This is a genomic window from Actinomadura fulvescens (assembly GCF_039533225.1).
GTDB lineage: Bacteria > Actinomycetota > Actinomycetes > Streptosporangiales > Streptosporangiaceae > Spirillospora > Spirillospora fulvescens.
Genome location: NZ_BAAATD010000009.1, coordinates 20,619 through 39,570, shown reverse-complemented (window position 1 = coordinate 39,570; position 18,952 = coordinate 20,619). Strand labels below are relative to the sequence as shown.

Annotated in this window: 20 protein-coding genes; 11 read left to right on the top strand and 9 right to left on the bottom strand. The window is 69.9% G+C overall.

Annotated elements, in window-relative coordinates; translation table 11 throughout:
• Window positions 1–9: 9 nt before the first annotated feature.
• From ABD333_RS29970 to ABD333_RS29945, 6 genes are all read left to right on the top strand, one after another.
• Complete coding sequence (locus tag ABD333_RS29970) at window positions 10–873, top strand: aldo/keto reductase (protein ID WP_344545880.1); 864 nt, start codon at window positions 10–12, stop codon at window positions 871–873.
• 93 nt (window positions 874–966) lie between these two features.
• Window positions 967–1,563, top strand: coding sequence for a TetR/AcrR family transcriptional regulator (locus ABD333_RS29965; protein WP_344545879.1), 597 nt, complete (start codon window positions 967–969; stop codon window positions 1,561–1,563).
• 71 nt (window positions 1,564–1,634) lie between these two features.
• Window positions 1,635–2,129, top strand: a complete 495-nt coding sequence (locus ABD333_RS29960) for a hypothetical protein (RefSeq protein ID WP_344545878.1) — start codon at window positions 1,635–1,637, stop codon at window positions 2,127–2,129.
• A 92-nt stretch (window positions 2,130–2,221) separates the two neighbouring features.
• On the top strand, window positions 2,222–2,863 hold the full coding sequence (locus tag ABD333_RS29955; protein ID WP_344545877.1) for a TetR/AcrR family transcriptional regulator: 642 nt from the start codon (window positions 2,222–2,224) through the stop codon (window positions 2,861–2,863).
• Between the two features lie 55 nt (window positions 2,864–2,918).
• Complete coding sequence (locus ABD333_RS29950; RefSeq protein ID WP_344545876.1) at window positions 2,919–3,779, top strand: SDR family oxidoreductase; 861 nt, start codon at window positions 2,919–2,921, stop codon at window positions 3,777–3,779.
• Window positions 3,772–4,326: a carboxymuconolactone decarboxylase family protein gene (locus ABD333_RS29945; protein WP_344545875.1), complete on the top strand. Its 555-nt coding sequence runs from the start codon at window positions 3,772–3,774 to the stop codon at window positions 4,324–4,326. The genes ABD333_RS29950 and ABD333_RS29945 overlap by 8 nt, the downstream gene beginning before the upstream one ends.
• On the opposite strand, the gene ABD333_RS29940 is transcribed toward ABD333_RS29945, so the two are convergent.
• Together ABD333_RS29940 and ABD333_RS29935 are read right to left on the bottom strand one after the other, a co-directional pair.
• Entirely contained in the window at window positions 4,274–5,065 is a 792-nt protein-coding gene (locus tag ABD333_RS29940; RefSeq protein ID WP_344545874.1) for an alpha/beta fold hydrolase, read from the bottom strand. The two genes, ABD333_RS29945 and ABD333_RS29940, sit on opposite strands and share 53 nt — an antisense overlap.
• A gap of 252 nt (window positions 5,066–5,317) precedes the next feature.
• Window positions 5,318–6,124 (bottom strand): glutamate ABC transporter substrate-binding protein, encoded by an 807-nt coding sequence (locus ABD333_RS29935; protein WP_344545873.1) that lies wholly within the window; start codon window positions 6,122–6,124, stop codon window positions 5,318–5,320.
• A 299-nt stretch (window positions 6,125–6,423) separates the two neighbouring features.
• Here ABD333_RS29935 and ABD333_RS29930 point away from each other — a divergent pair, with 299 nt between their 5' ends.
• On the top strand, window positions 6,424–7,032 hold the full coding sequence (locus ABD333_RS29930; RefSeq protein WP_344545872.1) for a TenA family protein: 609 nt from the start codon (window positions 6,424–6,426) through the stop codon (window positions 7,030–7,032).
• Between the two features lie 13 nt (window positions 7,033–7,045).
• Here ABD333_RS29930 and ABD333_RS29925 read toward each other — a convergent pair whose 3' ends face one another.
• Window positions 7,046–8,134 (bottom strand): alkene reductase, encoded by a 1,089-nt coding sequence (locus tag ABD333_RS29925; protein ID WP_344545871.1) that lies wholly within the window; start codon window positions 8,132–8,134, stop codon window positions 7,046–7,048.
• Between the two features lie 65 nt (window positions 8,135–8,199).
• The gene (locus ABD333_RS29920) at window positions 8,200–8,586 is read right to left on the bottom strand and encodes a RidA family protein (RefSeq protein WP_344545870.1); all 387 of its coding nucleotides are present in this window, start codon (window positions 8,584–8,586) and stop codon (window positions 8,200–8,202) included.
• 107 nt (window positions 8,587–8,693) lie between these two features.
• On the opposite strand from ABD333_RS29920, the gene ABD333_RS29915 reads away from it, so the two are divergent.
• A complete protein-coding gene (locus ABD333_RS29915; protein WP_344545869.1) occupies window positions 8,694–9,116 on the top strand; it encodes a MarR family winged helix-turn-helix transcriptional regulator in 423 nt (140 codons plus the stop codon).
• Between the two features lie 254 nt (window positions 9,117–9,370).
• Window positions 9,371–10,834, top strand: coding sequence for a M28 family metallopeptidase (locus tag ABD333_RS29910; RefSeq protein ID WP_344545868.1), 1,464 nt, complete (start codon window positions 9,371–9,373; stop codon window positions 10,832–10,834).
• A gap of 40 nt (window positions 10,835–10,874) precedes the next feature.
• On the opposite strand, the gene ABD333_RS29905 is transcribed toward ABD333_RS29910, so the two are convergent.
• The gene (locus ABD333_RS29905; RefSeq protein ID WP_344545867.1) at window positions 10,875–11,630 is read right to left on the bottom strand and encodes an SDR family oxidoreductase; all 756 of its coding nucleotides are present in this window, start codon (window positions 11,628–11,630) and stop codon (window positions 10,875–10,877) included.
• Between the two features lie 65 nt (window positions 11,631–11,695).
• The gene (locus ABD333_RS29900) at window positions 11,696–12,448 is read right to left on the bottom strand and encodes a hypothetical protein (RefSeq protein WP_344545866.1); all 753 of its coding nucleotides are present in this window, start codon (window positions 12,446–12,448) and stop codon (window positions 11,696–11,698) included.
• A gap of 1,315 nt (window positions 12,449–13,763) precedes the next feature.
• Between ABD333_RS29900 and ABD333_RS29895 the strand changes: the two genes are divergently transcribed.
• Entirely contained in the window at window positions 13,764–14,009 is a 246-nt protein-coding gene (locus ABD333_RS29895) for a hypothetical protein (protein ID WP_344545865.1), read from the top strand.
• Between the two features lie 47 nt (window positions 14,010–14,056).
• Here ABD333_RS29895 and ABD333_RS29890 read toward each other — a convergent pair whose 3' ends face one another.
• The 3 genes from ABD333_RS29890 to ABD333_RS29880 are packed head-to-tail and all read right to left on the bottom strand — an operon-like array spanning window position 14,057 to window position 17,550.
• Window positions 14,057–16,345, bottom strand: coding sequence for a heavy metal translocating P-type ATPase (locus ABD333_RS29890; protein ID WP_344545864.1), 2,289 nt, complete (start codon window positions 16,343–16,345; stop codon window positions 14,057–14,059).
• Between the two features lie 31 nt (window positions 16,346–16,376).
• Window positions 16,377–17,336, bottom strand: a complete 960-nt coding sequence (locus tag ABD333_RS29885) for a hypothetical protein (RefSeq protein WP_344545863.1) — start codon at window positions 17,334–17,336, stop codon at window positions 16,377–16,379.
• Between the two features lie 7 nt (window positions 17,337–17,343).
• Entirely contained in the window at window positions 17,344–17,550 is a 207-nt protein-coding gene (locus ABD333_RS29880) for a heavy-metal-associated domain-containing protein (RefSeq protein ID WP_344545862.1), read from the bottom strand.
• 363 nt (window positions 17,551–17,913) lie between these two features.
• Between ABD333_RS29880 and ABD333_RS29875 the strand changes: the two genes are divergently transcribed.
• Complete coding sequence (locus tag ABD333_RS29875) at window positions 17,914–18,777, top strand: Fpg/Nei family DNA glycosylase (protein WP_344545861.1); 864 nt, start codon at window positions 17,914–17,916, stop codon at window positions 18,775–18,777.
• Window positions 18,778–18,952: the final 175 nt, after the last annotated feature.

The window sequence follows — 18,952 nt, the reverse complement described above, 5'->3', positions numbered from 1 at the left end:
GGAAGCGACATGGGGACGTTCGAGCTGGGCGGCGACCTCCGGGTGAACCGGATCGGATACGGGGCGATGAGGCTCGCGGCGCCGCCGGAGCCGGGCATCGATCCGGGCATGGGACACATCTGGCGCGCGCCCGGTGACCGGGAGGCGGCCTCGGCGGTCTTGCGGCGGGCCGTGGAGCTGGGCGTGAACCTCATCGACACGGCCGACTCGTACGGTCTCGGGGAGAACGAGGAACTGATCGCCGAGGCCTTGCGGCCGTATCGGGACGACGTGGTGATCGCGACGAAGGTGGGCGTGGTGCGGCCGTCGCCACTGGAGTGGGTGCCGCTGGGTCATCCGGCCTACCTCCGCCAGCAGACCGAGTTGAGCCTGCGCAGATTGCGGGTGGAACGGATCGACCTGCTGCAGCTGCACAGGATCGATCCGGAGGTGCCGCTGGCGGACCAGATCGGGACCTTGAAGCAGCTGCGGGACGAGGGCAAGGTGCGGCACATCGGGCTCTCCGAGGTGTCGGCCGGGCAACTGCGCGAGGCGGCCGAGATCACGCCGATCGCGAGCGTCCAGAACATGTACAACCTGGTCACCCGCCACCACGAGGACGTCGTGGACTACGCGGCCGAGCAGGGCATCGCGTTCATCCCGTTCTTCCCGGTGGCCATGGGCGAGCACGCCGGACCGGACGGCCCGGTGGCGGCGGTGGCCAAGGAGATCGGCGCGACCCCCGCCCAGACCGCGCTGGCCTGGCTGCTGCGCCGGTCCCCGGCCGTTCTGCCGATCCCCGGCACGACGTCGATCGCGCACCTGGAGGAGAACGTCGCGGCGGGCGGCGTGGAGCTGTCCGACGAGCAGTTCGAGAGGCTCTCCGCGCTCTGAGGACCGAGGGCCGGTGAGCGCTCTCACCGGCCCTTCGCGGTGCACTCGGTTACTAACCGGCAAGATTTGTATCGACCGCTATACAATGAGTCCATGAGCAGAACGCCCGGCCGCCCCCGCGCCTTCGATCGTGACGCGGCGCTGGAGAAGGCCCTCCGGGAGTTCTGGCGGCACGGGTACGAGGCGACCTCGATCGCGGGGCTGACCGCCGCCATGGGCATCCGCCCGCCGAGCCTGTACGCGGCGTTCGGCGACAAGCGCGGGCTCTTCAGCGAGGCCGTCGAGCGTTACCAGCGCACCCACGGCGCGTTCACCACGCGTGCTCTCGCCGAGGAGCCCACTGGCCGTCAGGCGATCGAACGCGTCCTGCGCGAAGCGGCCGTCAACTACGCCGATCCCGGGCACCCGCCCGGCTGCCTGATCATCACCGCCGTGGTCAACCACGGGCCCGAGGCCGAAGACATCGAAGCGGAGCTGCGCGTCCACCGTGTCGCGGCCAAACGCGCGTTCGCCGAACGCATCGAAGGCGACGTCCAGGCGGGCCGCATCCCCGCCGACACCGATGTGGAGGGCCTCGCCACATTCTATGCGGCGACCGTCCAGGGCATGTCGCGCCAGTCCCAGGACGGCGCGACGGCTGACGAACTGGATCGCGTGGCCACTTTCGCCATGCGCGCCTACCCCGCCTAGGTCATCTGGATGGCGCGCCCGGTCGCCGGGAGGCTTGTTGCAGACAAATCGGGATGGATAGCGTCGTTCTCATGTTCAAGCGGACTGTCGCCTTTGCCGCCGCGGCGGCTTCTGTCATGGCCGTGAACGTCGCCGTCGCCCCGTCGGCGAATGCCGGGGGCTACGGATGCGCGGGCAACCTCGTGCGTTCCATCCCGGTGCCCATGAAGGACCGGCTCACGGGCAAGACGTACTACCGGAGCGACGTCAAGCTCTACTACAACCCCAAGAGCGGCTGGAACTGCGCCGCTCTGGTCAAGCGCCCCGGCAAGCCGCGCTACAACGACCGCACTCCGATGTACATCCAGATCTACAACTCGCGGTACGCCGAGGACCGTGCCAAGGGCAACGTCGCCACCGACCAGGGCAACTTCAAGCGCTACGCCGGTCCGGTGAAGGTACGCGGACGGTGGAAGGGCAAGGGCCTGTGCATCTCGGTCTACGCGCTGCACGCCGACCATCGGGCCGACGGTGACAGGCCCGACTACAACGGGCGTCTCTACAAGACGCGTCTGGCCTGTCGCTGACCTTGAGTCCGCCCCGCCGGTCGACCGGCGGGGCGGTCGCCTGTTCGCCCGCGCCGGTGAACGGGAACCCTGGCGGCTCCTAGCATGGCCGGGTGGAGAAGCCGTCCTCGTTGCGCACGCATTCCGCCGGACCCCTGCCGGGCGGGTCGCATGGCCTGACCCGCGAAGAGGTCGCGACCCAGCAGCGGAACCGCCTGCTGGTGGCGATGGTCGAGGTGGCCGCCGAGAAGGGGTACGTCGCGACGTCGGTCGCGGACGTGCTCAGGCGCTCCCGGGTGTCGCGGCTGACCTTCTATGAGCACTTCGCCAACAAGGAGGCGTGCTTCATCGCCGCGTACGAGCTGGTCACCGACATCCTCGCCGAACGCATCGAGGAGGCCGCGCGGCTCGGCGGCACGCCGCTGGAGCGCCTCGACCGGGTGATCGGCGCGTACCTCACGGGCCTGGCGGCGGAACCCGAGGTGGCCAGGGTCTTCCTCGTCGAGGTGTACGCGGCGGGCGTCGAGGTGCTCGGCCGCCGGTTGACCGTGCAGGCCACGCTGACGGCCTGGGTGGCGGAGCTGTTCGGCGCCACCACCGCCGAGCAGCGCCTCGCGTGCGAGACGGTCGTGGGCGCGCTGGTCTCGCTGGTCACGACGCGCGTCCTGACGGGGGATCTCGCGGCGCTCGCCGCGCTCAGGGAACCGTTCGTCGCGCTGGTCGCGCGATTGATGCCGCCGGAGAACGAGCCATAGACAGCGATGTTTATGGCTATAGACATCCGTGTCTATAGCCGTCTAGGTTGTGCCGATGACCAGTTTGTCCGGCAAGCTCTGCCTGATCACCGGCGCGGCCAGCGGGCTGGGGCGCAGCACGGCCCTGACGGCGGCGGCCCGCCGCGCCAGGCTCGTGCTCACCGACATCGACGCGGACGGCCTGGCGGAGACGGTGTCGCTCCTCCGCGCTCGCGGCGCCGAGGTCCTGCTGGCGGAGCCGGCGGACGTCGCCGACCACGCCGACGTGCTGCGCCTGGCCGAACGGGTGCACGCCGAGGTCGGGAGCATGGACGTGGTCATGAACGTCGCCGGGGTCTCCGCCTGGGGCACGGTCGACCGCCTCACGCACCGGCACTGGCGGCGGATGGTGGACGTGAACCTCATGGGCCCGGTCCACGTCATCGAGGCGTTCGTCCCCCCGATGATCGACGCCGGTGGCGGGGGACATCTGGTGAACGTCTCGTCGGCGGCGGGCCTGTTCGGGCTGCCGTGGCACGCCGCCTACAGCGCCGGCAAGTTCGGCCTGCGCGGGGTGTCGGAAGTGCTCCGCTTCGACCTGCGCCGGCACGGGATCGGCGTGAGCCTGGTGTGTCCCGGCGGGATCGACACACCGCTGGTGCGCACCGTGGACATCGTCGGCGTCGACCGTGAGGCGCGTCGGACGCGGCGCGCGATCGCGCTGTTCCGCAAGCACGCCGTCTCGCCGGACAAGGCGGCCCAGGCGATCGTCCGGGGCGTTGAACGCGACAAGTACCTGATCTTCACGTCCGGGGACATCCGCGCCCTGCACCTGCTGCAGCGCTACGTACCGATCGTGTACACAGTGCTCATGCGGGCACTGAACGTAGCGATGACCCGCTACCTGGACCAGCCGAGGAAGGACGCCCGTGCCTGAGCCCCGCATCCCGCCCGGCGGGCCGCGTGAGGTGGGCCTGCCCAACTGGGCGGCCGCCCAGATCGCCGGGCTGGTGGGCGGCACGGCCGCCCCGAACCTCTTCCTGACCCTGGGCAGGCATCGCAGGCTCTTCCGCTCCTGGGGCAGGTTCGCCGGACGGCTGATGCCGCGCGGCATCCTCCCGCGTCGTGAGACCGAGCTGGTGATCCTGCGGGTCGCGTCCCTCCGGGACTGCGCGTACGAGTTCGAGCACCATGTCCGGCTCGGGCGCCGCGCGGGCGTGGACGCCGACGACGTCGCGCGGATCGGCGCCGGGCCCGCCGCCGACGGCTGGACGCCGCGCGAGCGGGCGATGCTCGCCGCCGTCGACCACATGCACGCCCACGGCGATCTGGACGACCGGGCCTGGGAAGGGCTGCGCCGTCACCTGAGCCCCCGCGAGTGCATCGAGCTGTGCATGCTCGCCGCGCACTACGAGATGCTCGCCACGGTGATCACCTCACTGCGGATCCAGCCTGATCCGCCACGCCGGCGAGGAAGCCGGTGATCAGCTTGGCCCAGGCGTCCGGTCGTTCGGCGAACGGGAGATGACCCGTCTCCAGCTCGGCGAGGCGGGCGCCCCTGATCCCCGCGGCGACCTCGCGGTGCAGGGACGGGGGTACGAGCGCGTCCTCGGTGGTCGAGATCACCAGGGTGGGGACGTTGATCCGGGCCAGGTCGGCACGGACGTCCACCCGGGGCAGGATCTCGGTCTGCTCGGGAGTGCCGGGCGGCAGTGAGGCGGCGGTCGCGGTCACTATGTCCGCGAGGCCGGCCGCGGGGATCGAGGCGAGCGCGTCCGGGCCGCCCGCGTGGAGCAGGAGGAACTCGGCCAGCAGCGTGCGGTCGCCGGAGGCGTAGAGCCTGGACCAGATCGACGCCGCGAGGCGCAAGCGGGTGTCGGGGTGGGCGAACGGAGCGGTCAGGACGAGGGCGGTCACCCGTTCCGGATGGCGGGTCGCGGCGCGCACGGCCACGGCGCCGCCCAGGGAGTAGCCGAAGATCGCGAACTTCTCCAGGCCTTCGGCGACGGCGGCGGCCACGAGTTCGTCCGCCAGTTCGTCCAGTTCGAACGGGGCGGAGGCGCGGGGTGTCGTGCCGGAGCCGGGGTAGTCCACGCCCACGACGGTGTGCTCGGTCGCGAGGTCGTTCAGGATCGGGCCGTAGTTGTCGGCGATGCCGCCGCCCGCGCCGTGGGCGAGAGCGAGGCCGGTGCCTGTGCCTTGGACGGTCCGGGCGTAGGACATGATGACTCCTCTGTTTTGTAGTGTTCGCTACAGAATAGTCGAATCGAGTGGCGAACGCTACGTACGGGAGCCGGGAACAACCCGGAAGCCTCGGCGGTTACATCACATGGTCGGTGTGCCTGGTGTCCCCGGGCCCTACCTATCGCCTTTGCGGAATACCGTCCGGCTGGAGCCGCATTGAGCCTTTCGCCGAGAGGCGACCCGCACATCGGCCGGACGAAGGACCCCGCCGCGCGCGGGGTCTTTCGTCGTTCAGGAGCAGCCTTCGAACTCCGGGACCGACGTGGTGAGCCGTAGCCCGGAGGCGCCGAACCATTTGTCCAGAAGGTGCGCGGCCGTGCCGTCCTGGTACATCTGCGTGATCGCCTTGTTGACGCCCTCGCAGCCCTCGATGTCGCCCTTGCGCAGGCCGACCCCGTACCGTTCGTCGGTGAACGGGGTGTTGGTGATCCGCACCCGGTCCCGTGCCCGGGTCGCGAAGCCGGCCAGGACGAGGTCGCCCGTCGACACCGCGTCGACCTCGTCGGCCAGCAGCTTTTTGAAACACTCGCTGTAGGAGGGCGACGGCACCAGCCGGGTCGCGATGCCGAGGCCGCTGGTGACCCGCTGCGACGAGACCGACCCGCTCGCCTGGCACATGCGGCGGCCCGCAAGGTCGCGGACCGAACGGATGCCCTGCTCGTCCTTGCGGACCATGATGTCCTGGTGGGCCACGTAGTAGGGCCCGCCGAACGTGACCTTCGTCGAGCGTTCGGCCGTGATGGAGTACGAGGCCAGCACGAGGTCGACCGTGCCCGCGGCGAGGAGGCGCTCCCGGTCCTCCGACGTCACGGTCTTGAACGTGACGCGCGTCGCCCCGAGCCGCCGCGCGATGTACGTGCCGGCGTCGACCTCGAAGCCCCGGTGCGCGCCGTTCTCCAGAAGTCCCAGGCCGGGCTGGTCGGACTTGACGCCCACGACGATCGTCTTCTTCTGCGAGGCCGTCGCGGCGGCCGTGCACCCCGTCAACGCGAGGGCAAGGAACAGCGCTGCGGTCTTACGAACGAGGCCGGCTTGCACGCCGTTCACGCTGCCGTGCCCGGACTGCCCTCCGGAGGCCCGCCGGCGGCCCTCGGACGGCCACCGGATGAACGGATGGTGGCGGGAACAATCCCAGGTAGCGGACGGTTACACACTGTGGCCGGTGTGCCTGGGTGTCCCCGGGCCTCACCTATCGCCTTTGCGGAATACCGTCCGGCTGGAGCCGCATTGAGCCTTTCGCCGAGAGGCGACCCCACACATCGGTCAAGACGCGGGACCCCGCCGGATCACCTCCGGCGGGGTCCGCGTCATTCCGGGCTCGGTGGGAGACTTCGGGCATGAGTCTCGCGGCACATCTGGAAGAGCTCGGCCTGCCGCTGGTCGAGGAGCAGCTGAAGCACCCGACGGTGGCGGGCATCGCCGGCGGCGACCTGGACGAGGCGGTGTTCCGCTCCTGGCTGGAGCAGGACTACCTCTTCCTTCTCGACTACGTGCGGGTGTTCTCCCGGCTGGCCTGGCAGGCGCCCGCGGCGCACCTCGGTGATCTCGTCGATCTCGCGCACGCCACGTTCCACGACGAGCTGTCCCTGCACCGCTCGCTGGCCGCGGAATTCGGCGCCGATCTGGAGGGCGCGAGCAAGGGGCCGGCGTGCGCCGCGTACACGCGTTTCCTCCTGGACAGCGCGGCCTCGTACGGCGAAGGCCTCGCGGCGCTCTATCCCTGTATGTGGGGCTACTCCACGCTCGGTGCCCGGCTGGCCGACAATCCACCGGCCGAGCCGCGCTACCGACGCTGGGTCGACACCTACGCCGATCCCGGCTTCGCCGAGCTGACCCGGCGCTGCGCCCAGATGATCGACGAGGCCGCACCGGACCGGGAGCGGGCCGAGAAGCTGTTCCTGGACGGCATGCGGCACGAGATCGACTTCTGGGACGTCCCGCTGTGATCGCCGGAGCGCCTCAAACGCGCGAGCCGGAGAGCGAGGGGTAGTCGACGTAGCCCTCGGCGCCGCCGCCATAGACGGGACCCCGGTCCGGCGTGCTCAGCGGCGCGCCCGACGCGATCCGGGCGGGCAGGTCGGGATTGGCGATGAAGTGCCGCCCGAACGAGAACAGGTCGGCGAGGTCCGCGTTGAGGACGTTCTCCCCCGCGCCCGGCATGGTGGCCTCCGGGCCGTTGAAGTTCCCGACCAGCGTGCCCGACCAGCGTGGCCGCAGGTCGGCGAGCGCGCCGTACGCGCCGCGTTCGATCACGTGCAGGTAGGCGAGCCCGAGCGGGTCCAGCGTGTCGACGAGCGTCCGGTAGGTCTCCTGCGCGTCCTCCTCCACGAGTTCGTTCTCCGGGTTGTCGGGGGAGATCCGCAGCCCAGTGCGTTCCGCGCCCGCCTCCGCCACGACCGCCTCCACCACCTCGATCGCGAACCGCAGCCGCCCGTCGCGGGAGCCGCCGTAGCGGTCGGTGCGCAGGTTGGTGTTGCCGGCGAGGAACTGGTGGATCAGGTAGCCGTTCGCGCCGTGGATCTCGACGCCGTCGAAACCGGCCGCGATCGCGTTGCGGGCTTCGGCGGCGTAGTCCGCGACCGTCGCCTCGGCCTCCGCCGTGGTCAGGGGACGCGGGGTGACGTGGTCGACCCAGCCGCGGGCCGTGAAGATCTGCTCGCCCTCGATCCGGACGGCGGACGGGGCGACGGGCCGCTGACCGTCCGGCAGCACGTGCGGGTGCGTCATCCGGCCGACATGCCAGAGCTGGGCGAAGATCCGCCCGCCTGCCGCGTGGACGGCCTCGGTCACCTCGCGCCAGGCAGCCACCTGGGCGTCCGTCACCAGACCGGGGATGCCCGGGCCGCCCTTGGCGAGCGCGTTCGCGTAGATCCCCTCGGTGACGATCAACCCGGCCCCGGCGCGCTGCGCGTAGTAGTCCTTGGTCAACGGGTTCGGGACCCCGGTCAGATCGTCGGCCCTGCCCCTGGTCATGGGGGCCATCACGATGCGGTTGGGAAGGTCGAGAGCGCCTCGTCGGTACGGGCGCAGCAACGGGTTGACGGGCATGGTCGTCTTCTCTCTCCGGACGGTCTCCGGGCTCGGGGCGATCACTACGGGCGGCGTGGCGGGAGTCAGGGGGCGAGCGCGGTGACCTCGACCTCGATCAGCCAGTCGGGCTGGGCGAGCGACGAGACCTCGATCAGGGTGTCGGCGGGGTAGGGCTCGCTGAGAAACTCCCCGCGCAGCTCGATCAGCTTGTCGAGGTCGGACGCCATGTCGGTCACGAAGATGCCGATCTTGACGATGTCGCCGAGACCGGCGCCGGCCTCGGCCAGCACCCGCTCGATGTTGGCGAACGCCTGCCGGCCCTGGGCGAGGAAGCCGCCCGGGACGGTCCTGCCCTCTTCGTCGATGCCTGCCTGGCCCGACACGTGGATCAGGCCGCCGGCCTTGATCGCCTGCGAGATCCGGTAAGGCGCGTACCAGTCCGGGGTGGTGGCGATCTTCTCGATGCGCATGATCTGCTCCTCGATCGAAATTTCTATGCATGTACATGCGTTGCATGCACATGCAGATATTGGACCTGCATGTACTCTGTTGTCAACCGCTGAAGGCGAGGACGATCATGGATGCGCAGGCCTGGGACCAGGTGGTGACGTTGCACGGCCGGGTCGAGCACGAGCTGGCCAAGGCGCTCCAGCGCCGGCACGGCATCGGGCTCTCGGAGTTCCGGGCGCTGTGCCGCCTGTCGCGCGCCGACGACGGCGAGCTGCGCATGCAGGAGCTGGCCGACCTCATCGGCCTCAACCAGAGCTCGGTCAGCCGCCTCGTCGCCCGCCTGGAGGCCGCGAACCTCACCCGCCGTGACCTGTGCGCGAACGACCGCCGCGGGGTCTACACGGTGATCACCGAGGAGGGACGCGCCACCGTGGAGAAGGCGTCGCCCACGTACTACGAGACGCTCAGCCGTTCCCTGGACGACGCCTCGAACGACCCGCGCGTATCCGCCCTGGTCGCGGCGCTTCGCGGCGGGGCCCCGGTCGCCTGACGGTTCGGCGCGCCTGAAGCCGCACGTTCCGAGACGGCCTTCGGTTCAGATTTCAACTTTTGGTCGGCTGGCCGATTGTGGGCGGGACTCCGCATGCCAAACGGGTGACTGCGCCCTTTCCTCCGCTCGTGGCCGGGGTTACTTTCCAGGCACGGGAAGTTCGGGGGGTCTGCGTCGTTCGTCCTAACAAAGGAGTTGGCGTGCGTATTCGCCGTCGCAGGCGGGTCGCGGGTGCCGTTATGGTCGCTGCCGCCGTGATTCTGCCACTGTCCGTGTCAGCCCCGGCCGAAGCCGGTTCGCTCGACGACCTGTTCGCCAAGGTGCTGGTGAAGAAGGTCAAGGGCGAGAACGTCAAGAAGCATCTGGACGCCCTTCAGGCGATCGCCACCGCGAACGGGGGCAACCGGGCCGCGGGTACGCCCGGCTACAACGCCTCCCGTGACTATGTCGCGGGCAAGCTGCGCGCCGCCGGCTACAAGGTGACGCTCCAGCCGATCAACTTCGTCGAGAGCTGGAGCGAGAACTCTCCGGCCGTCCTGGCGCAGCAGTCCCCGAACCCGAAGACCTACACGCCGGGGACGGACTTCATCACGTTCGAGCCGTCGCCCGCCGGTGACGTGACGGCGCAGGTCCAGGCCGTGGACCTGGTACTGCCGCCGACACCCGCACCCACGTCCACCAGCGGTTGCGAGGCTGCGGACTTCAACGGGTTCGTGGCGGGCCGGATCGCACTGATCCAGCGCGGCACCTGCCCGTTCGCCACCAAGGTGCTCAACGCCGGGCGGGCCGGGGCGTCGGGCATCATCATCTTCAACGAGGGCCAGCCCGGCCGGACCGACCCGTTCCCGCTCAACATCGGTGAATGGCGGGCCGGCATCCCCATGGTGTTCTCCAGCTTCGCCGTGGGCAACGAGCTCGCCGCCAATCCGGGCACGGTCGTCCGGCTGAAGGTCGACTCCAACCTGGTGCTCGGCACCAACCACAACGTCATCGCCGAGTCGCGGCACGGCAACCCCGGCAACGTGGTCATGATCGGAGCCCACCTCGACAGCGTGACCGAGGGGCCGGGCATCAACGACAACGGGTCGGGCACCGCGGCGATCCTGGAGACCGCGCTGCAGATGCGGAACTTCCCGGTCAAGAACAAGATGCGGTTCGCGTTCTGGGCCGCCGAGGAGATCGGCCTGCTCGGCTCCGACCAGTACGTGGCGAAGTTGTCCCAGGCGGAGCGCGACAAGATCCGGCTCTACCTGAACTTCGACATGGTCGCGTCCCCCAACTACGCCTACAAGCTGTACGACGGCGACGACTCCGACGCCACGGGCGCACCCGCCGGCCCGCCAGGCTCGGCGCAGATCGAGAAGCAGCTGGAGAGGTTCTTCGACGCCCGCAAGCTCGGCCACGTCGGCACTGACTTCGACGGCCGCTCCGACTACGGGCCGTTCATCTTGGTCGGCATCCCGTCCGGTGGGATCTTCACCGGCGCCGAGGGCATCAAGACGCCCGCCGAGGCGGCGCTCTTCGGCGGCACCGCGGGGGTCGCGTACGACGTCTGCTACCACCTGGCCTGTGACACGATCAACAACGTCAACCTGACCGCGCTGGACGTCAACTCCGACGCCATCGCCGACTCGGCGGCCAGGTACGCCTTCAACACCAGGTCGATCCCCGACAGTTCGCCCGCGCCCGCCACGCGCGTGGCATCCGGCGCACGATGAGCTGAAGGCCGCCCGGACCTCGCCGAGGCCGGGCGGTCTTTCACAGGTGGGAGCCTCCGGTGGCGTCCAGCGTGGTCCCGGTGACCCAGCGGCCGTCATCGGAGGCGAGGAAGGCGACGGCCGCGGCGACGTCGTCCGGCCTACCGACGCGGCCGAGCGCGGCCCGCGAGGCGGCATAGGCCTCGGCCTCGGGATCGCCGCGCAGCCAGTCCGCGTTGACGTCGGTGTCGATGATCCCGGGGGCCACGTTGTTGACGGTGATGCCGCGCGGCCCGAGGTGCTGGGCGAGCGCGAGGGTGAACGTCTCGATCGCTCCCTTCGTCATCGCGTAGGCGATGCCCTCGGGGAAGGCGATCCGGGTGGCGCCCGAGGTGATGTTGATGACGCGGCCGCCGTCGCGCAGCCGGGACAGCGCCCGCTGGGTCGTGAAGAACGTGGCGCGCGTGTTGACCGCGAAGACCTCGTCGTAAAGAGCAGGCGTGACGTCCTCGATCGTGACCGGCGCGGCGACGCCGGCGTTGTTGACCAGAATGTCGATCTCGCGACCTGCGCCGTGCTCGCGCAGCCCCCGATCGAGCGCCGCGAACAGCGTGTCGACATCGCCCTCGGCACCAAGACGGGCCTGGACGGCGAACGCCCGTCCGCCGATCGCCGTGACGACCTCCTTGGCGGCGGTCTCGTCCTGTGCGTAGCCGACCGCGACGAGCGCGCCGTCGGCGGCGAGCCGTTCGGCGACGGCCCGCCCGATGCCCCGGCTGGCGCCCGTCACCAGTGCCGTCTTACCCGCAAGCGTCATCACGGTCTCCTTATGTAGTGGTCGATACAGAATAACAGAGATATGTATCGACCACTACATAACAGTCACTGGGCGACGATGGTGAACGCGGCGGTGCGCACCACGTCACCGTGCTTGAAGTCGAGGAAGGCGCGGTAGGTCCCCGGCCCCGGGACCTGTGCGTGGAACGTGATGTCAGGCCCGGGCGCGGTCACCCCGTCGCCGGGTTCGCCGTCGGGGTGGACGTGCACGTAGGCCAGGTCTCCCGCGCGCAGAACGACGAGGTGACCGTAGGCGGCGAGGTAGGGCTGCAGGTCGGTGACCGGCTGCCCGTTCCTGCGAACGCTGAGGGTCAGCCGCCGGGCTTCACCGGCCGCGAGACCGCCTTCGAGCTCGACCTCGTAGCCGTCCACGGCATGCCTCGCCGCCGGCTCGGGTACCGGCTCGGGCTCGTACTGCCCGGCCACCGCGAGGTCGGCGCCGAGCGTGATCGTACGGCCGAGCTCACGCGGGGCGATGTCGGTGAAGACCCGGTACGCGCCCGCCTCGGGCAGGTTCAGCCGGACCGACCAGGTGCCGTCCTCGGCGCGTTCCGGGTGGACGTGCCAGAAGCCCGTGAGCTCCCGGCGCACCACGATCAAGTGCAGTTCCCGGTCATGGATCGGAGTGAACGCCGTGACCGGCCGCCCATCGGGCCCGAGAATCCGGAACCGAAAATCGATCTCACCGGGCCGCACGATCGTGTCCTGCAGTTCGAGCGTGTGCCCGTCCGTCGAGATCTGCAGCCCGCCGGCCGCGTGGTGACCCTCGTGGTGCGCGGTGTGCGTCGTGGTGGTCATTTTGGTCTCCCGTTCACGTGTGGTTCCGATGGCCTGAATCTATTACCCCCAGGGGGTATATGACAAGGGCGAACGCCAGTGAAGCGGGTCACTCCCGACCGACTGGCACATTACGCTCAGTAAAGATTGACCTACACAGAGTTAGGTAAGGTCATCGGTGTGGCAGGACGTCGATACCGAGCGGTATTGGCCGACCGCAGGACGGGGATGCTGTGGCCGGTCATCTTCGCCATGGCGCTCCTGCTGACCGCCTCGGACGTAAGCAACCTGGCCGTCCACCCCCCAGCCCTCACCAGCCCAAACGCCCCGGCCACCGAGCGCGAGCCGCGCAATCCCCCGCGCAAGCATGAGCCCGCAAGTGAGCGCACCCAGCTGCGCCCCACCCCGCCTGTGGACGCCGAGGTAAGTCTCGCCCCGCGCGACCACGACAGTGCGGCGCGCCACGTGCCGCCCGCGGCCGGCAGCGAACTAGGCCACGCCAGGAGCAAGCCCGGCGAGACGCGCAACCTGCCACGCCAACGTGGCGGTGCTGTGCACCACGTCTTGCATGTGCGCGGCGGCGAGCTGCGCCACATCTCGCGTGTGGGTGCCGAGGTAAGTCTCGCCCCGCGCGACCACGACAGTGCGGCGCGCCACGTGCCGCCCGCGGCCGGCAGCGAACTAGGCCACGCCAGGAGCAAGCCCGGCGAGACGCGCAACCTGCCACGCCAACGTGGCGGTGCTGTGCACCACGTCTTGCATGTGCGCGGCGGCGAGCTTTGCCACGTGCCGCGTGCGCGCGCGAGCGAGGCGGGTCTCATCTCGCGTGTACGTGACGGACTGGTGCTCTGCGTGCCGGGGGTGCGCGGCGGCGATGTGGGTCTCGATTCAAGTGAGCGCGGCGGAGAGCTGCGGTACGTGGTGCTTGTGGGTGGCTGCGAGGTGGGCGAACCTTCGCGTGAGTGCGGGGGCGGGGGGCGTCACGTTCTGGGTATGCGCGGTGGCGAGGCCTCCGGTGAGCGTGGTGACTCGGGGCATGTTCCGAGTGAGCGTGACGCGGAGATGGGCACTGGGGATCATGAGGCTGCCCGGCCGCGGCCGGTCGGTGTTGGCGGCTGTCGCGGCTTTGGTCCCATTCCTTCGTATGTCTCAGGGGGTCCGCCGCTTGCTGTGAGAGGCGTCGTCCGGCGGGCTGTGGGTCCCCGGGTGCATGTCCGGCAGTCAAGTCGGACGCCAGGGGCGTGCCTGCTTATCGCGCTGAACATCTCCCGGACGTAGGTCACGTGGCGCTTCGACGCGATCCATTCGTCCGTAGATGAGCAGGAACGGGATTCGCATGCGAACTCGGGAGATTCAGGTCATCAAGGAGCGGTGGTACTTCTACTGCCTCGACTGTCTCCGGCCATACGACGAAGAGTACGAGGCGCGTCACGCCGACGACGGGCACGGCGGTGACGCCGTCGCCTGGTTCCATGCCGGGATGGCGAGCCAGCCGCCGTGGGCGGAGCCGCGGTGCCCGCACTGTGACGGCCTGCACGTCAAGGTGCTGCCTCGGGGTTCTCTGGTACCGAGGCAGCGCTGACGGCTGGGGCCGTGCTCTCCCCGGTAGGGAGGGCACGGCCCCTTGCCTCAGGCGGCGACTGCCTGCTTGGCCGGGGTCTGGGACCCGGTGGCCGGGGCGGCGCCGGTGCTCAGCGGCTTGAAGCGGCGGAGGCGGAGGCTGTTGGTGACGACGAAGACGGAGGAGAACGCCATCGCGCCACCGGCGATCATCGGGGTGAGCAGGCCGGCCGCTGCCAGGGGGATGGCGGCCAGGTTGTAGGCGAACGCCCAGAACAGGTTGCCCTTGATGGTGGCCAGCGTGCGGCGTGACAACCGGATGGCGTCGGCCGCGGCGCGCAGGTCGCCGCGGACCAGCGTCAGGTCGGAGGCCTCGATGGCCACGTCGGTGCCGGTACCCATGGCGAGGCCGAGATCGGCCTGGGCGAGCGCGGCGGCGTCGTTGACGCCGTCGCCGACCATCGCGACGGTGTGCCCTTCGGACTGGAGGCGCTTGACCACGTCCACCTTGTCCTGGGGCAGTACCTCGGCGATGACCTCCTCGATGCCGACGGCGTCGGCCACCGTGCGGGCGACCGTCTCGTTGTCGCCGGTGAGGAGGACGGGCCGCAGCCCGAGGGCCTTGAACTGCCCGATCGCCTCGGCGGAGGTGGGCTTGACCTGGTCCGCGACCGTGATCACGGCTCGGGCCGCGCCGTCCCAGCCCACCGCGACCGCGGTGTGGCCGAGCGCCTGCGCCGTGGTCATCGCCTCCTCCAAGTCGGAGGGCAGGTGTTGTGACCACTCCGCCAGGAGTTGCGGCCGGCCCACGAGGACGCCGTGTCCGTCGACCACGCCCTGGACGCCCAGGCCTTCGATGTTGGCGAAGTCCTCGACCGTGGCGAGCGTGCCTACGCGTTCGGTCGCGCCCTTGGCGATGGCCTGCGCGATCGGGTGCTCGGAGGCGTCCTCCAGGGCGCCGGCCAGGCGGAGCACCTCGTCGGCGTCCACGCCTTCGGCGGTGACGACGTCGACCAGCGCCATGCGCCCGGTGGTGACCGTGCCGGTCTTGTCGAGCACGACGGTGTCGATCGTCCGGGTGGACTCCAGCACCTCCGGGCCCTTGATCAGGATGCCCAGCTGGGCGCCGCGGCCCGTGCCGACCATGAGCGCGGTCGGGGTGGCGAGGCCCAGGGCGCACGGGCAGGCGATGATGAGCACGGCGACCGCGGCGGTGAAGGCCGCGGCGATCCCGCCGCCGGTACCGACCCAGAAGCCGAGGGTGGCCACGGCGAGCGCGATCACGATGGGAACGAAGATCCCGGAGATCGAGTCGGCGAGCCGCTGCACCTGGGCCTTGCCGGTCTGCGCCTCCTCGACCAGCCTGGCCATCTGGGCGAGCTGGGTGTCGGAGCCGACCCGGGTGGCGCGGATCAGCAGGCGGCCGCCGGCGTTGACGGTCGCGCCGACCACGGTGTCGCCCGGGCCGACCTCGACGGGCACGGACTCGCCGGTCAGCATCGACGCGTCGACCGCGGAGGATCCCTCCTCGACCACGCCGTCGGTGGCGATCTTCTCGCCGGGACGGACGACGAACGTGTCGCCGGCGGTGAGCCGGTCGACGGCGATGCGTTCCTCACGTCCGTTCCGTACGACCGAGACCTCTTTGGCGCCGAGCTCCAGCAGCGCCTTCAGGGCGGCACCGGCGCGGCGCTTGGAGCGTGCCTCGAAGTAGCGCCCGGCGAGGATGAACGCGATCACACCGGCGGCGGCCTCAAAGTAGATGTTCATCGAGCCGTCGGACCGGGTCATCGAGAACTCGAAGCCGTGCCGCATGCCGGGCTCGCCCGCCGTGCCGAAGAACAGCGCCCACAGCGACCAGCCGAACGCGGCCAGCGTGCCGACCGACACCAGGGTGTCCATGGTCGCGGCGCCATGCCGGAGGTTGGTCAGGGCCGCCCGGTGGAACGGCCAGCCCGCGTACACCACCACGGGAGCCGCCAACGTCAGTGACAGCCACTGCCAGTTGTCGAACTGCAGGGCAGGAATCATCGCCATCGCGATGATCGGGATCGACAGGACCACCGAGGTGATCAGCCGCTGCCGGAGCGGACGGAGCTCGTCCGCATCCTCGGCGTTCTCCGTCTTGGGCGGCGCGGGCAGCTCGGCGGTGTAGCCCGCCTTCTCGACCGAGGCGATCAGTTCGTCCGGGCTCACCCCTGCGGGGAACTCGACCTTGGCCTTCTCGGTCGCGTAGTTGACCGTCGCGGTCACACCCTCGATCTTGTTGAGGCGTTTCTCGATGCGGGCCGCGCACGACGCGCAGGTCATACCGCCGATCGCCAGCTCGATCTGCCCGGCTGCGGGTCCGGAAGTCATCGCTCTCCTCCTTCGTGATCTGTCGCGGCGGTCAGCCGTGGGTGTGGCCGTCGTCGTCGTGGTCGCCCTTGGCCGGGGCGGGTTGCGCCGGTGCGGTGCCGGCGACCGCGGTGAACTCGGCGGTACGGACCTTGCCCGCGTGCTGGAAGTCCAGGTACAGACGGTACGCACCGGAGCTCGGGACTTCGGCGTAGAACGTGATTTCGGGTCCGGGCTTGGTCTTGCCGTCGCCGGGCTCGCCATCTGGGTGAACGTGCAGGTAGGCGAGGTCTCCAGCGCGTAGCGCGACCAGGTGCCCGTAGGCCTCAAGGTACGGCTGCAGGTCGGTGACCGGTCGGCCCGCCTTGCTCACCGAGAGGGTGAGCTTGCTGGTCTTGCCTGGGACGAGAGCGCCGTCGAGCTTGACCTCGTAGCCGTCGACCTTGACGGTGCGTTCGGTCTTGGGCAGCGCGGCGGGCTTGTAGTCGCCGGCCGCGGTGAGATCGGCGCCCAGCGTCAACTGCTCCTTGACGCCCGTCGGCTGGATGTCGGTGAAGAACCGGTAGGCACCGGCCTTGGGAATCCGCACCGGGACGGACCAGACTCCTCCGCCCGCCTCGGTCGGGTGCAGGTGCTGGAAGCCGGACAGGTCCCGGCGGGCCAGAATGAAGTGGATCTTCTTGCCGTGGATGGTCTCGTACCGGCTGACCGGCTTGCCGTCCGGGCCGTTCACCGTGAACCGGAAGTCGGTCTGCTCGCCGGGCGTGACCGTGGTGGTCTGGGGTACCAAGGTGTAGCCGTCCTGCGAGATCTGCAGGCCGCCGGGGATGGGGGCGGACGCCGCTTCGGTGGCGGGGGACTTCTCGGTGCCGCCGTGGGCGTGCCCGTCACCCTGCTCGCCGGTCTCCGCCGTGGCGCCGACGGGGCCGACGATGTTCCCGGCCCCGACGGCCCCTCCGAAGACGGCGGCCAGGCCCAGGGCGAACGCCCCCAGCTTGGTCGCGGTGTTCATGACGTCCTCACACCTTCACTTCGTATCCGGCCTCTTCGACGGCCGCCGTGATCTCGGCGTCGTCGACGGGGCGCTCGCTGGTCACGGTCACCTGGCCGGTCTTGAGATCGACGTCGACGGCGGTGACCCCGGCGACCTGACCGACCTCCTCCTTGACCGAACCGACGCAGTGGCCGCAGGTCATCCCGGTGACGGTGTAAGTGGCGGTGCTCATCGTCGTCAGCTCCTTCGTGCTATTACCCTAGGGGGGTATCTCGTGATCCTCATCGTGCCATAACCCGATGAGCGTTTCAACCCCTACCCCCTAGGGGTTATTTCGAGATGCGCGTCACAGCCACGCTGCCTCGCGCCGTGGGAGGCGGGGTATGGCCGAGCTCAGGGAAACGGCTCCCGCCGCCCCTGGTTATCCACAGGTTGTCAGGAGCGCTTGTTGCGATCTTCCGGCGTTTTCGGGTGGTGTTCGTAGAGGTGTCGCCCTCGGAAACCACCCGCGCCATGGTTGATCGCGAGTTTCACACAGTGTTGTCCACAGGAATCCACAGGCCTGTGGACAGCGGATGTCACGGATACTGGAGACATGCCTGAGCTACCTGAGGTGGAGGCACTCGCCACCTTCCTGCGAGAGCGCGCGGTCGGCCATGCGGTCGCCCGTGTCGATGTTCTCGCCATCTCCGCGCTCAAGACGTACGACCCGCCGATCACCGCGCTCGGCGGGCTGAGCGTCACCGGCGTCGCCCGGCACGGCAAGTTCCTCGACTTCGACATCGACGGTCTCCACCTGGTCGTTCACCTGGCCAGGGCGGGGTGGTTGCGGTGGCGGGACGAGATCCCCACCAGGCCGGTACGCCCCGGGGGTAAGAACCCGCTGGCCTTGCGCGCGCACCTGGACGACGGCTCCGGCTTCGACCTCACCGAGGCGGGAACGAAGAAGGGCCTGGCCGTCTACCTGGTGCGAAAACCGGAAGACGTTCCCGGCGTAGCCGCGCTTGGGCCCGATCCGCTCGACGAGGCGTTCACGCCCGCCGCGCTGGGCGAGATCGTCAAGGGCCGGCGCACCCAGATCAAGGGGCTGCTGCGCGACCAGAAGATCATCGCCGGAATCGGCAACGCCTACTCCGACGAGGTACTGCACGCGGCCAGGATGTCCCCGTTCAAGATCGCCTCCTCGCTCACCGACGAGGACATCGCGACCCTCCACGACACGATCGTCACCACGCTGCGGGACGCCGTCGAGCGCTCACGCGGCCTGGAGGCCCAGGATCTGAAGGGCGAGAAGAAGACGGGCCTGCGCGTACACGGCCGTACCGGCGAGAAATGCCCCGTGTGCGGCGACACGGTCCGCGAGGTCTCGTTCGCCGACTCCTCCCTGCAGTACTGCGCCACCTGCCAGACCGGCGGCAAGCCCCTGGCGGACCGCCGCATGTCGCGCCTCCTCAAATAACCGAACGCGAGACACCCGCCGCGGAGAAGGACGAAGGACACCGCAAGCCAGACGACGCGAGCCAGACGACGCGAGCCAGGCGGTGCGCGGCAGACGACGCGAGCCGGGCGGTGCGCGGCAGACGCTGGGAGGTAGGCGGGGCTCGGTGGGCAGGGCTTCGCGGGGTGGCGGGCGG

What these genes read in the sequence shown, in the direction of transcription:
- ABD333_RS29970 (WP_344545880.1), top strand. Translation starts at nt 10, where the DNA reads ATGGGGACGTTCGAGCTGGGCGGCGACCTCCGGGTGAACCGGATCGGA.
- ABD333_RS29965 (WP_344545879.1), top strand. Translation starts at nt 967, where the DNA reads ATGAGCAGAACGCCCGGCCGCCCCCGCGCCTTCGATCGTGACGCGGCG.
- ABD333_RS29960 (WP_344545878.1), top strand. Translation starts at nt 1,635, where the DNA reads ATGTTCAAGCGGACTGTCGCCTTTGCCGCCGCGGCGGCTTCTGTCATG.
- ABD333_RS29950 (WP_344545876.1), top strand. Translation starts at nt 2,919, where the DNA reads ATGACCAGTTTGTCCGGCAAGCTCTGCCTGATCACCGGCGCGGCCAGC.
- ABD333_RS29940 (WP_344545874.1), bottom strand. Translation starts at nt 5,065, where the DNA reads ATGTCCTACGCCCGGACCGTCCAAGGCACAGGCACCGGCCTCGCTCTC.
- ABD333_RS29930 (WP_344545872.1), top strand. Translation starts at nt 6,424, where the DNA reads ATGAGTCTCGCGGCACATCTGGAAGAGCTCGGCCTGCCGCTGGTCGAG.
- ABD333_RS29925 (WP_344545871.1), bottom strand. Translation starts at nt 8,134, where the DNA reads ATGCCCGTCAACCCGTTGCTGCGCCCGTACCGACGAGGCGCTCTCGAC.
- ABD333_RS29920 (WP_344545870.1), bottom strand. Translation starts at nt 8,586, where the DNA reads ATGCGCATCGAGAAGATCGCCACCACCCCGGACTGGTACGCGCCTTAC.
- ABD333_RS29915 (WP_344545869.1), top strand. Translation starts at nt 8,694, where the DNA reads ATGGATGCGCAGGCCTGGGACCAGGTGGTGACGTTGCACGGCCGGGTC.
- ABD333_RS29905 (WP_344545867.1), bottom strand. Translation starts at nt 11,630, where the DNA reads ATGACGCTTGCGGGTAAGACGGCACTGGTGACGGGCGCCAGCCGGGGC.
- ABD333_RS29900 (WP_344545866.1), bottom strand. Translation starts at nt 12,448, where the DNA reads ATGACCACCACGACGCACACCGCGCACCACGAGGGTCACCACGCGGCC.
- ABD333_RS29895 (WP_344545865.1), top strand. Translation starts at nt 13,764, where the DNA reads ATGCGAACTCGGGAGATTCAGGTCATCAAGGAGCGGTGGTACTTCTAC.
- ABD333_RS29890 (WP_344545864.1), bottom strand. Translation starts at nt 16,345, where the DNA reads ATGACTTCCGGACCCGCAGCCGGGCAGATCGAGCTGGCGATCGGCGGT.
- ABD333_RS29885 (WP_344545863.1), bottom strand. Translation starts at nt 17,336, where the DNA reads ATGAACACCGCGACCAAGCTGGGGGCGTTCGCCCTGGGCCTGGCCGCC.
- ABD333_RS29880 (WP_344545862.1), bottom strand. Translation starts at nt 17,550, where the DNA reads ATGAGCACCGCCACTTACACCGTCACCGGGATGACCTGCGGCCACTGC.
- ABD333_RS29875 (WP_344545861.1), top strand. Translation starts at nt 17,914, where the DNA reads ATGCCTGAGCTACCTGAGGTGGAGGCACTCGCCACCTTCCTGCGAGAG.